This is a genomic window from Vibrio spartinae, assembly GCF_024347135.1.
Taxonomy (GTDB): Bacteria; Pseudomonadota; Gammaproteobacteria; order Enterobacterales; family Vibrionaceae; genus Vibrio; species Vibrio spartinae.
The window spans coordinates 15,266-28,196 of record NZ_AP024908.1 but is presented as its reverse complement, the minus strand read 5'-3'; the positions used below and the strand labels follow the sequence as shown (position 1 = coordinate 28,196).

Annotated in this window: 8 protein-coding genes; 4 read left to right on the top strand and 4 right to left on the bottom strand. The window is 45.0% G+C overall.

From position 1 onward, the window contains the following. The first annotated feature begins 133 nt into the window (after nucleotides 1-133). From OCU60_RS17890 to OCU60_RS17880, 3 genes are all read left to right on the top strand, one after another. Nucleotides 134-2,023 (top strand): PTS mannitol transporter subunit IICBA, encoded by a 1,890-nt coding sequence (locus tag OCU60_RS17890; protein ID WP_074372006.1) that lies wholly within the window; start codon nucleotides 134-136, stop codon nucleotides 2,021-2,023. 72 nt (nucleotides 2,024-2,095) lie between these two features. Next, entirely contained in the window at nucleotides 2,096-3,241 is a 1,146-nt protein-coding gene (locus OCU60_RS17885; RefSeq protein WP_074372005.1) for a mannitol-1-phosphate 5-dehydrogenase, read from the top strand. 67 nt (nucleotides 3,242-3,308) lie between these two features. After that, nucleotides 3,309-3,848, top strand: a complete 540-nt coding sequence (locus OCU60_RS17880; protein ID WP_074372004.1) for an MltR family transcriptional regulator — start codon at nucleotides 3,309-3,311, stop codon at nucleotides 3,846-3,848. Between the two features lie 729 nt (nucleotides 3,849-4,577). Here OCU60_RS17880 and putP read toward each other — a convergent pair. From putP to OCU60_RS17855, 4 genes are all read right to left on the bottom strand, one after another. Then, a complete protein-coding gene (putP, locus tag OCU60_RS17870) occupies nucleotides 4,578-6,068 on the bottom strand; it encodes a sodium/proline symporter PutP (protein ID WP_074372002.1) in 1,491 nt (496 codons plus the stop codon). 88 nt (nucleotides 6,069-6,156) lie between these two features. Further along, the gene (locus tag OCU60_RS17865) at nucleotides 6,157-6,855 is read right to left on the bottom strand and encodes a 1-pyrroline-5-carboxylate dehydrogenase (protein WP_074372001.1); all 699 of its coding nucleotides are present in this window, start codon (nucleotides 6,853-6,855) and stop codon (nucleotides 6,157-6,159) included. After that, the gene (putA, locus tag OCU60_RS17860; RefSeq protein ID WP_074372000.1) at nucleotides 6,845-10,021 is read right to left on the bottom strand and encodes a bifunctional proline dehydrogenase/L-glutamate gamma-semialdehyde dehydrogenase PutA; all 3,177 of its coding nucleotides are present in this window, start codon (nucleotides 10,019-10,021) and stop codon (nucleotides 6,845-6,847) included. Before putA ends, OCU60_RS17865 begins: the two co-directional genes overlap by 11 nt. 306 nt (nucleotides 10,022-10,327) lie before the next feature. Then, a complete protein-coding gene (locus tag OCU60_RS17855; protein ID WP_074371999.1) occupies nucleotides 10,328-11,143 on the bottom strand; it encodes a helix-turn-helix domain-containing protein in 816 nt (271 codons plus the stop codon). 535 nt (nucleotides 11,144-11,678) lie between these two features. Between OCU60_RS17855 and OCU60_RS17850 the strand changes: the two genes are divergently transcribed. Further along, nucleotides 11,679-12,785 (top strand): PEGA domain-containing protein, encoded by a 1,107-nt coding sequence (locus OCU60_RS17850; protein ID WP_074371998.1) that lies wholly within the window; start codon nucleotides 11,679-11,681, stop codon nucleotides 12,783-12,785. The last annotated feature ends 146 nt before the right edge of the window (nucleotides 12,786-12,931 follow it).

The following is a 12,931-nucleotide window of genomic DNA, read 5'->3' as shown; positions in this document are numbered from 1 at the left end:
GTTAGTCACAAAAAACCCGCTCTCAGTTGAATTGAAAGATTGTGTGCTAGATTGATTTAGAACGATTCAACTCACGGCTTTGCCGAGCCGTCAACACAACAACATCAAATAATACATCGAACGGGGAATCCATATGATATCACCAGATGCAAAGGTCAAGATACAAAATTTTGGCCGGTTCTTGTCCAACATGGTTATGCCGAACATCGGGGCATTTATCGCATGGGGATTTATTACAGCGCTGTTCATTCCAACCGGATGGACACCCAATGAAACATTGGCTGCTCTTGTTGGCCCAATGATTACCTACTTATTACCACTGCTGATTGGTTATACCGGGGGTAAACTTGTCGGGGGTGAACGCGGTGCTGTCGTTGGTGCTATCACCACAATGGGCGTTATCGTCGGTGCTGATATCCCAATGTTTATGGGCGCAATGATTGCGGGTCCAATTGGTGGATGGGCAATTAAAACGTTTGACCAAAAAGTCGATGGGAAAATCAAAAGCGGCTTCGAAATGCTGGTCAACAACTTCTCGGCCGGTATTATTGGTATGATCTTCGCGATCATCGCTTTTTTCCTGATTGGTCCATTCGTCAAAGTTCTCTCAACGGCTCTTGCAACAGGCGTAGACGTCTTAGTGAAAGCACACCTACTCCCTTTAACTTCACTTTTTGTTGAACCCGCTAAGATTCTATTTCTGAACAATGCCATCAACCACGGTATTTTCTCTCCACTGGGGATTCAACAAGCCAGTGAAACCGGTAAATCCATCTTCTTCCTGATTGAAGCGAATCCGGGACCTGGATTGGGTATTCTTCTGGCCTATATCGTGTTTGGTAAAGGGACAGCCAAACAAACAGCCGGCGGCGCCACCATCATTCACTTTTTGGGCGGGATCCACGAGATTTACTTCCCATATATCCTGATGAATCCTCGTTTGATTCTCGCTGCCATTGCCGGCGGGATGACGGGTGTCTTTGTACTCACTGTATTTGGTGCCGGTTTAGTATCACCAGCATCACCCGGTTCGATTTTTGCCGTATTACTGATGACGCCGAAGAGCTCACTTATCGGAGTGCTTTGTTCAATCACCGCTGCGACTGCCGTCTCATTTACGGTTGCGTCACTGTTGATGAAAACACAAAGAAATCAAGAAACCGATGATGAAGATTCTTTGGAGAAAGCAACAGCGCAAGTGCAAGGGATGAAAGCTGAATCCAAAGGCTCATCAAGCGTTCAGGCATACACAGATGATGTCAAAAAGATCATTGTCGCGTGTGATGCGGGCATGGGATCCAGTGCGATGGGTGCCAGTATGCTGCGTAAAAAAGTACAAGCAGCGGGATTGGATATTCAGGTCACTAATCTGGCAATTAATAATCTTCCCCAAGATGTTGATATCGTCATTACGCATAAAGATTTAACCGATCGGGCCCGCAAACATGCGCCATCGGCACGCCACATTTCTTTAACCAACTTTCTGGATAATGAAATGTATAACAATCTCGTCAATGAGATAAAAAAGTCTGATGCCGGTCAATCTGTCGCGCCCCGAAACACTGACGCTGAGACCCAACCGGCATTCCAAATAGAAGCCCGTAACATTCACTTAAACCTCAAAGCAAGTAACAAAGAAGAAGCAATCCGTTATGCGGGAGAACAACTCGTCGCACTCGGATATGCAGACGCCAGCTATATCGATGCCATGTTTGAAAGAGAAAAAATGGTGTCAACGTATCTGGGTGAATCCATCGCAGTGCCACACGGTACGATTGAAGCGAAGAATCACGTTCTGAAAACCGGGATTGTCATCTGCCAATACCCAGAGGGTGTTCAATTTACAGATGACGAAGACAGCATTGCCAAACTGGTCATCGGTATTGCAGCACAGAACGATGAACATATGGGGGTCATTTCGACGATCACCAATGCGCTTGATGACCCGGATGCGATCGCGACACTCACGTCAACAGATGACGTGAACGCCATTTTAGCCGTGTTGGGAAATCCCACTGCATAAGGTTCACCAGTAGAGGTCGTTCACGATCTCTACTTTTTTCTTCTGAGTTTTTTAATTGGTAGGTAACAGTCTATGAAAAAGGCAATTCATTTTGGTGCCGGTAACATCGGCCGAGGATTTATTGGCAAACTTCTGGCGGATGCGGGAATCCACGTTATTTTTGCAGACGTCAATCAGGAAGTCGTCCAGAAACTGCGCCAAGACGGGCAGTATCAAGTGAAAGTTGTCGGGTCAGAATGTCAGTGGCAAACGGTGAAAGATGTCACGGCCGTTCATTCAACCAGTGATGAGATTTATCAACACATGACTCAGGTTGACTTAATCACGACAGCCGTTGGACCAAACGTTCTGGATATTATTGCTAAAACGATCGCGACAGGTATCCAGAAACGTATAGAGAGTGGCAATACCACCCCCTTGAATATCATCGCTTGTGAAAACATGATTCGGGGCTCTTCACATCTAAAAGAACAAGTCTATTTGCATCTGGCGGCAGACTATCATAACCAAGCAGATACTCTGATTGGCTTTGTTGATTCAGCCGTTGACCGCATCGTCCCACCGGCAGAAGCATCTGATAATATTCTGGATGTCACGGTTGAAAGTTTCAGTGAATGGATTGTTGATCAATTGCAATTCATCGGTGATATTCCTGATATTCCGGGCATGGAAAAAACCGATAACCTGATGGCTTATATCGAGCGGAAACTGTTTACGCTCAATACTGGCCACTGTATTACAGCTTATCTGGGCTGTCTCAAGGGTCTTCAGACGGTCAAAGAAGCCATTGAGGATGAAGCGATCTATGCTGACGTCAAACAAGCAATGACCGAAAGTGGAGAAGTTTTAATCCAACGCTATCAGTTTGACCGTCAAGCCCATGCGGCTTATATCGAGAAAATTTTGTCCCGATTTGCAAATCCGTATTTAATCGATGACGTTGAACGGGTTGGCCGTCAACCGATCCGTAAGCTCGGAGAAAATGACCGTTTAATCAAACCATTACGTGGTACAATAGCGTATGGTATTGCAAATACAGCGCTGTTGAAAGGCGTTGCGGCTGCATTAAAATACACGAACGCTTCAGATCCTCAGGCCGTCGAATTACAGGCATATCTGAGTCAGCATGGTGTTTTGGCAACATTAGCTCACTATGCCAATCTGGATGAATACGGGACAGAAGCTAAGCAAGTCGAAGCTATCTATAACACCCTCTAAAAAATAATAAGCGAGGCTGGGGGCCTGCTCCTGCCCCCTCCTCCTTTTTAACTATGATGCTTTCTTTATGGTAGAGAAAATTAACGAAGCAGACATTATTGAACAGTTGAATGCAGCCTCATCGGTCAGAGGTTTTTTCATCGCTGCTGTCAATATCTTTGAAAAATCTATCGATTCACTAGTACAACGTATTTTCCGGAGTGATTATCTCGCTGTCAAATCAGTGATTAATCCACTCCTGGAGTCTTCGGGTCCGCTTGGCGATTTAAGTGTCCGAATCAAACTGCTGTTTGGATTAGGTGTGATACAGGATGACGTCTATCATGATATCGAGACGATGATCCGCCTCAGAAATCAGTTGAACAAAGATGGGGCCGAATATCATTTTACAGATCCAAAGATATTGGATTCGATTCACAAAATTAGCGCTTTCAAAAAAATGGGAATATTTCAATTAACACCAGTGCAAATCGATGATGAAGAAATCGATGCAAAACTTTATCAATTACAGTTGGACCGCCAACAACAAGTGATTAAATCAAGTCTGTCGCTCGCTATTGTTGAGATATGTAATCTGCTCAATGTTGAAAGCCCTTTTACTACGTAGCACGCCAAGCGGGAAAATGTCGTGCTACGACATATTTTTAATGTCCCATCATCTAAAATGAGAGGCTCTTCAAATCATTATATGGGGGAGTCTTCTAAAGTCGGTGAAAGAACAGTTTGTGAAAGAATAAGGTTTATCAAGGCATAAAGTTTATCAAACCAAAACAAACCGTGAACCATATATGTGATGGCTCTGATTTACACTGTAAAGCGTCAGAGGAGAGTTTTAGCCTAAGCGATTCACCCTATAGACTAAGAAACTCGGGGCTCATTCTGGGGATTGTTCGGGAGGGCGAGTACAGGTCTGACATTCTGGTGGTTACATACCCGGCAAAAGTGTTGCCTTTCCATTTTATAATAATGGTTACCACGCATCAGTAAGGAAATGAATAGCTGGATCTCTTTCCATCGAGCACAACGTTCAGTCTGACAACGTCGCATAATTGATTTATGTGGAGTCACTTTACGACACACGGGACAATATGCTTCAGACATGATAAACCTCATCAAGTAAATTACTTATTGCTAATAATAAGCATAATTATCCATATAGAAACATCCTCTCAAAGGTCAACATTAAAATTGTGGCACGAGTCACTAAAATTTATTAATTATTCCCAAAAACCTCTATTTCGTTCAGATCCGCAACCATTTATCAATTGCTTAGCTCATTATTCTGGTGGCACAAAAAACCCCTCAAAAAGAGGGGTTCCTCATATTATTTTTATCTTTAATCGAGCTCTTTAAGCTGTTTCAAGAATGTCTGATGTTGTGCTTGAACCGTTTGTTCCGGCTCACGACTGAGTAGTGTGACAACGACAATTGCCAGTGTAGAGAAAATAATCCCCGGTACAATTTCATAGACATCAAAAATGCCACCAGTTAATTGCTTCCAAGCCACTATCGTCACGCCACCCACAATGATACCCGCTAAAGCACCATTACGGTTCATACGAGACCAGAATAAACTGATCACCAGTGCAGGTCCGAATGCAGCGCCAAATCCGGCCCATGCATAAGAAACCAATCCCAGCACCGAGCTATCCGGTGTCATCGCCAGTACCAAGGCGAGAATAGAAATCGCCATAACAGAGAGACGACCAACCCGGACAATTTCTTCAGACGTTGCATCTTTCTTGATGACTTGTTTATAGAAATCTTCTGCCAATGCTGATGAACACACTAGCAACTGAGAATCGGCTGTACTCATAATTGCAGCGAGAATTGCAGCTAACAGAATGCCGGCAATCACCGGATGGAAAGCAGCATTGACCAATAGCATGAAGATCTTTTCGCCATCTTCTAAGGTCAGCGTTGGGTGGTTGGTGGTATAAACCAAACCAACAAGCCCAACCATCACTGCCCCAAACATCGCTAGTGCAGACCAGCCGATTGCAATTCGGCGCGCCGTGCGCAAATCTTTATTGGAACGCGTCGCCTGAAAACGCGCCAGAATATGTGGCTGACCAAAATATCCGAGGCCCCAAGCCGCCAGAGAAATAATAGCAATTGCGGTTAGTGGTTGACCATCCATACCACGCCAAATGGTCAGTAACTCTGGATTAATCTTTGTTAAGTTATCGCCCAACACAGAAAAACCATCTTGCATCATGGCCATCGGTACAATCAGCAAGGCTGCCGCCATTAACAGGCCCTGAACTAAGTCGGTCCATGCGACAGCAAGGAATCCACCAAACAGCGTGTACGAAACCACACATATCGTGCCGATAATTACCGCAGTGGTATAATCAAGACCAAAGACTGTCTCAAACAGTTTCCCACCAGCCACTAAGCCTGAACTTGTGTAAAAGAGGAAAAACAACAAAACAAAAAATGCAGAAATTGTTTGAATCAGCTTCGACCGATCATTAAAACGGCGAGATAAAAATTCCGGAATTGTAATAGCATCGGTGGTAATACTGTAAGTACGGAGACGTTTTGATGCGATAAACCAGTTGAGCCAGTTTCCGGCCAGCAAGCCACCGGCAAGCCATATAGATTCTAGTCCTGCGGCATATGCGTAACCGGGCAGCCCCAGCAGCAACCAGCCACTCATATCGGATGCACCGGCTGACAAGGCTGCAGGCCAAGGCCCCAGAGAACGCCCACCGAGAAAGTAGTCGGTTGAGTTTTTCGTTCGTAAGTATGCATAAATCCCTATCGCTAACATCATAATGAGGTACACGATAAAGGTCGTTGTAATAGCAAAGCTATTTTCCATAATTCATTCCTCTCTATATTGATCGCCTTCCCTGTTTCTCACCGAACGTCTGTCAGCCCGAAGACCAACAGACGTCGGAAAGCAGGTTTTAGTGGTTCGAGCTTCCCATTTCTAATAAAGAAGCATTTCCCCCTATCGCTGTTATATTTATAGTGCGTGTCCGTTCCGTGATGAAACGTAACACTAGTGCTGCATCATGTGCCATCGGGAGCTGATCCAAATCCGTTTCGATAACCGGACTAATAATCACGCCCGGGCGCTTAGACAGTTCTTGATTTACCTGTCGGGCATCTTGCGGCTCACAAATCATTCCGACCTGACGCACGTCACACGTCATGATCTGATTAAATGCCTCAACCGCCACGATTTGTACCAGATGAACGGGAAAACAACTGTTTTCCAATGCTGACGCCAAACGTGAATTCAGCGGCGTATCATCAGAACAAAGTAAAATACTGTTTCCAGCAATTAAAGCGGCTGCTAACTGAGCAACCACAGCCAGTGAAGCATTGACACCGCTTCGTTTGTGAAGGAGCACGACAACCCCGCGTCCAGAACTATAGAGTTCGTTTGTTTCCCCTGTCGGACCAACTAAAAGCTGTCCCTCTGCAATCCGAGTTCTCGCACTATTGAGGTGATAAGTAATGACCTGAGCAAAGTCAGCCGCATCGAGTTCCAAAGCTTGAGCAAGACGAAGTAAATGCTCACTTTTAGAACTAAAATCTGTTAAGTTCCATTGCTGCCATGCCAAAGCAGCATCAGAAAAATGTGTTGTTTTACTCACCATGGTCCGCTCCTTGTTTTACCGCTGTTTCACTATGTTTTACCGCTGTGTCACGATAAAAAGGGCGGGTAAACCGGTAGAGATAATGAGGCCCGCCAGCTTTTGGCCCTGTCCCTGACAATCCTTGCCCTCCAAACGGCTGAACGCCCACAACAGCACCAACCTGATCACGGTTGATATAACAGTTTCCGACCCGGGCATGCGCTTCAATCCACCGGTACGTTGTTTCATTCCGGCTATGAATCCCTAAGGTCAAACCGAAACCAGTCTGATTGATCTGTTCAACAATGTGTGGCAAATCTTTTGCCCGATAACGAACGATATGTAATACCGGACCAAAATGTTCTTCTTTCAGACATTCAATCCCACTAATTTCAAATGCCGCCGGTGGGACAAACATGCCATGCGCACATTCATCATCCAAGGTCAGTTCAGCAATGAGCGTTTGAGTCTGTTTCATATTTTCAATATGCGTGAATAACCGGCTCTGTGCTGCTTTATCGATCACCGGCCCTACATCAGTACGATGCAGTTTGGGATCACCGACGGAAAGCTCCTGCATTGCCCCTTCAATCAATGTCACCACCCGATCCGCGACATCCTCTTGGATGAATAACACACGTAATGCTGAGCAACGTTGTCCGGCTGACGCGAATGCTGAACGCAAAACATCCCTCACAACCTGTTCAGGCAATGCCGTACTATCAACAATCATGGCATTTTGCCCACCAGTTTCGGCGATTAAAGGAACCGGGTCACATGGTCTTGCTGCTAATGTTTGGTTGATTCGTTGTGCTGTTCCTGTTGAACCGGTAAAAGCAACACCGGCAATTAACGGATGAGAGGTAAGTAAGTGACCACTGTCTTTACCATTGCACGGCAACAAATGGATCACACCGGCAGGAATCCCCGTTTCCAACAACAGTTGAATCGCACGAAATGCAATGAGGGACGTCTGTTCCGCGGGTTTGGCAATCACCGTATTCCCTGCTGCCAAAGCCGCGACCACTTGTCCAACGAAGATCGCTAATGGGAAATTCCATGGGCTGATACAGACAAAAACACCACGTCCCAGATACTGCGTATGCCGTTCAGCACCATTGAAACCGAGATGCGATGTTGGCGTGAGTTGCATGATCTGAGTGGCATAATAACGACAGAAATCGACTGCCTCCCGGACTTCATCAACACTGTCATGGATGGTTTTACCCGCTTCTTGATGACACAATGCAACAAACTCTGGCAAGTGTGATTCCAACAGATCAGCAAAATGTGTCAAATACGCAGACCGAACAGCAAGCTCAGTGTCGCGCCATTGAGGAAACGATTGCTGTGCGATCTCAATCGCTGTCGTAATCTGCTGCTCATTTGCCATGATCACGTTTCCGACTTCGATGCGATGATCATAAGGTGCAGTGACCGGCGTCAACGCAGCTTTCTCCTTGATCATGCTTTCGTATTGGTCTTCGCCATGAATAATCGGTGCCGCGTGCCATTGCTGATGTAAATGCTCAGAGACTTTGTGCTCAAAAGGAGCAGCTTCACTTTCAATATCAATGTTGACACCGTAGGAATTGCGACGGTCGGGATAGATATCCAGCGGTAACGGAATCGCAGCATTATGCAACGTTTCAAACGCCTGTAGTGCCTCCACAGGATGGCGATTCAGTAAATCGATCGGACAACGGGCATCGACCAGCCGATGAACGAAAGAACTATTGGCACCATTTTCTAACAAACGCCGCACCAGATAAGGCAATAAATCCTTGTGATTGCCCACCGGCGCATAAATTCTGATTGCGGGGCGATAAGTCGTCATTACCTGATTAAACAGTGCGTCACCCATGCCATGTAACCGCTGGAATTCATAATCATGGTGTGTTGCCATCACAGCAACGGCGGTCACTGTCTGAGCGTTATGACTGGCAAACTGAGGAAATAAGGCACCTCGAACATGCTCCGATAACAAAAAGCGAGCACAGGCTAGGTAAGAGACATCTGATGCTTCTTTGCGGGTAAAGACCGGATAACCGGTGTACCCTTTTTGCTGCGACCACTTAATCTCACTATCCCAATAAGCACCTTTAACCAACCGTACCGGAATTAAATCCCCTTGATCTTTTGCTAAACCAGTCAGCCAAGTGAGTGCCGGTAACGCGCGTTTTGAATAAGCCTGAACCACCATTCCCAACTTGCCCCAGCCGCGGTTAACATCGTGGCGGTACAATTTCTCAAACAGTATCAGAGACAACTCCAGCCGGTCAGCCTCTTCCGCATCGATCGAGATACCGATATCAAACTCTCTCGCCCGTTTAACAAGCACCACCAGAGCCTCCAGCAGCTCGGTCATAACCCGTTCCTGATTCGCGACTTCATAACGAGGGTGCAATGCAGACAGTTTGATCGAGACAGAATGCGATGACTGAAGCGTTCCCGCTTCTGAAGCTTTACCAACCGACTCAATGGCTGACAGATAATCCTGACAATATTTATTTGCATCCGCACTGGTCAGCGCAGCTTCCCCAAGCATATCGAAAGAATATGTATATCCTTTATCACGCATTGACTGGCCATTTTTCTGCGCTTCATCGATCGACTGACCCAAAACAAACTGGCGCCCCATGACTTTCATGGCTTGATGCATCGCTTGACGAATGACAGGCTCAGAGAAACGGTTGACTAACCGGTTTAATGCCTGCATCGGGCTGGTACTCTGAATATCTGATAACTCCAGCACTTTGCCAGTAATCATCAATCCCCATGTCGAAGCATTGACGAAAACCGAGTCTGAGTTCTTCAAATGAGAATGCCAGTCAGCAACACTCAGTCGATCTTTAATAAAGGCATCGGCTGTTTCAGCATCAGGGATACGCATCAGCGCCTCTGCAATGCACATCAGCAAAATACCTTCCTGCGTATCCAGACTATATTCCAGAAGCAGCGCGTCAATCATTTGCACTGACTTCTTATCGGCTCTGATCGACTGAATCAACTGAGTCGTCTTTTCTGTAATTTCTTGTTTTTCTTGATCAGTCGGTGTTGCCAGCGGTAACAATTCCTGTAGCCATTGTGACTCATCAGCCATATATAGTGGCGAGATAAGTGCCCAAAGTTTATTCAGTGGCTGCTCAACAAACTCCGACTTCAACACATCATTTGCAGTAAACATGCGTTTTCCCTTAACGTGATCCCGAATGGGCCTTTTACAATAGCTAGCAGTGTATTCTGAGCATCTGAGGATTACTTGTCAAAAACTCCGTTTTTTTTGTGGAAAGCTCCGATATTTAACAAATTAAAAACACAATCACATCAATTAAGCTAATCTATCGACATGTTTTTTTAGCGAATAACCAGAGAAATAAACACTTTGAGAGCGGTAAAAAACAGACACGAACGGATCCGTTCATATAAACAATGGCGTGAGAAATAAATGAGCAAGAAGCAACAATGATAGGTTCGATTTGGGAACAACGTCTTATTTTTGATAACGTTTCTTGTAAGCAGAAGGGGAAAGACCCACGAGTCGAATAAATGCATGAGAGAAAGAACTCTGACCAGAGAAACCGGTGATATCCGCAACTTGACCCAAAGTATATCCGCCCTGTTGAATGAGCCGTTTTGCCATTTGAACCCGCTTATTCAGTACATACTGATACGGTGTGACGCCGGTCGTTGCTTTAAAATGTGAGTGGAACTGACTTTCTCCGAGAAAAACACTGCCGGCAAGTTGGGCAACCGTGATCGGTCGGCCTATATTTCGGTCGATATAATGATCGATGATATCCATATCAAAGCGAGATTCTTTAGCGTGCGGAACATAACCAGTGATATGACGAGGTAAGATCGAGACCAGCGTATCATGGCAAGCTTGACTCAAGAGATAATCCTCCGGAGCTGTGGCAATCTCCTGCCCCAGAATTCGAATCAGATTTTTAAATGGTTCATCAAGACAGAAATAACACCCCGAACTCGACAGATCATTGAGTTGTTGCATCATCAGTGGTGTTTCTGTGGCAGGAAACGGTAAATTGAGAACCATGATATCAGCGCTTTCAACAATCCCACCGAAAGCATGGTTGGCTCCCGCGTGGACAATACACCCCTGCCCCGGGCCGACTCGATTACCATATCCGCTGATTTCAAACTCCGTCATGCCATTGAGGCACACGACAATTTGTGTATAAAAATGAGCATGACAATCCATCCCCGACGGCAACGTCATCACTTCCGCCGGTCTCGGTGTCGGAACTTGATCGGACACAAGTAGGGAAGTTTTTTTTTGCATAGACATCCCACATCCTCCTCAAAATCCGGTACGACAATTGCGATGCGCAATATAGTGTCAATCATATGAATAGTAGATTTCTACCTTAGAACAGCTATTTTTTCAAACACAATGACACAAATAAGCATATAGATGATTATCAGAAGTGATGGATCCAAATCTGTAACTAATTCCGTGAAAATAATTGCCGTTCATGTATATTAAGCATGTTGATAAATCTCGAAAGAGTATGACGCTGAACGTTTGAGCAAAAACCGGAACAATGATCAAGTGCACATAAATTACGGAGAATGTTTGTTCAAACGCAAAACCAGAGCAGAGATTGAGGTGAAATACTTGCATATTTTCTCATTCGGCTCAAAATGGAAGTAGCATATTTAAAATATACAAAATCAGCGACCTAAGTTAGATTTTGTGTTATTTATGCTTCCAATAGAGTAAGAATTATGAGACAGCTACTTCATTATTTTTCTAGTTGTCGAGTCATTGTCTTCTCCACAGAGTTACTGTGGCTAAACGTTAAAAATTGTTGCAGGGACCTATGATACTACGTCACATCCCAGCGCTCGTATTGGCGCTTATCCCTCTTTTGGGACCAGCATTCGCATATGCTGATGAAGCAAATGTCGCACAGACTGACCCTGTTGCGACGATTGATGCAAAAATAGATACAAAACAAGATGAGATAAAATCTATTTCATCCAAGTACGATACTGAAATCACAAAACTCCAGCAGTTGAAAAATGATCAAGACCGTTTGAAACGCGAAGGCAGTAAGCTGGAAACGAAAAGAAATCGTGCCAAATCAGATCTGGACAAACAATATAGCCAACTTCTCGAAGATCCGGACATCGATTTAGCGACTTTTCAGAAGAAGTATCAGGAAGTCTGGAATGAGTTAAAGCAAAATCAAGCATCTCGACTGGATCATGAACAGACGATTACTGAAAGTGAAATGCGTGTCTCCCAGCTCAAACAGAAGCAAGCCCGCCTGAAAAGCGAGCTCGATAACCTGAAAGAGTCTCGGGTTGAAGCTCGGGTCAAACGCATTAATGCTGAGTTGATGGATAGCAACACGATTGAAGCGAACTATAAAACAACATGTTCTACGACGATGACGTTGGGTGAATGTGCGAATCAAGGTGTTTATCTAACCAAACAGAAAGCGGTCTCTGCCTTTCAGGATAAACTACTCGATAATCTGACAGAGTCTGTCATCGCCAAGCAAAATCTTAAAAATGTCGATCTGAATGTATCCATTCAGGATAGCCAGATTTTGTCGAGCGGTTTTCAGGGTAACAATGACTACTACACCAAAATTCAAGCGCAACTTCAGGCTCGGCCAGGAGCAACTGCCGGATGTAAACTGTTGGCTGTATCGACGCGATACTGTCTGCAAGGACAGAAAAACTATACACCAAAAAAGGAAAAGCAGTGGGCAAACATAACCGTCCGCTCTGACCAATATCAGGATTCTGTGACCATTGACGGTGTCAGTTATGGTAGTACCCCGGTAGAGATCGTTCTACCACATGGCCGCCATCAGTTTACAGTGTCCAAAGACGGGTATGAGACATATAATCAGGTCATTACAGTCAATAGTAGTGATACGGTATGGGTCAAACTTCGTCCGAATAAGCAAAGCTAGATGCCAATTTGTGAATTATTTTTTTGGTACGATTCACAAAGATATGGTTACGACGCCATTTTGTCTGTAAGTTATTGATATATGACTTATGGACGAATGGCGTTTTCGTTTACAATCGATCAGACGACTTGACGATCCAACATTGA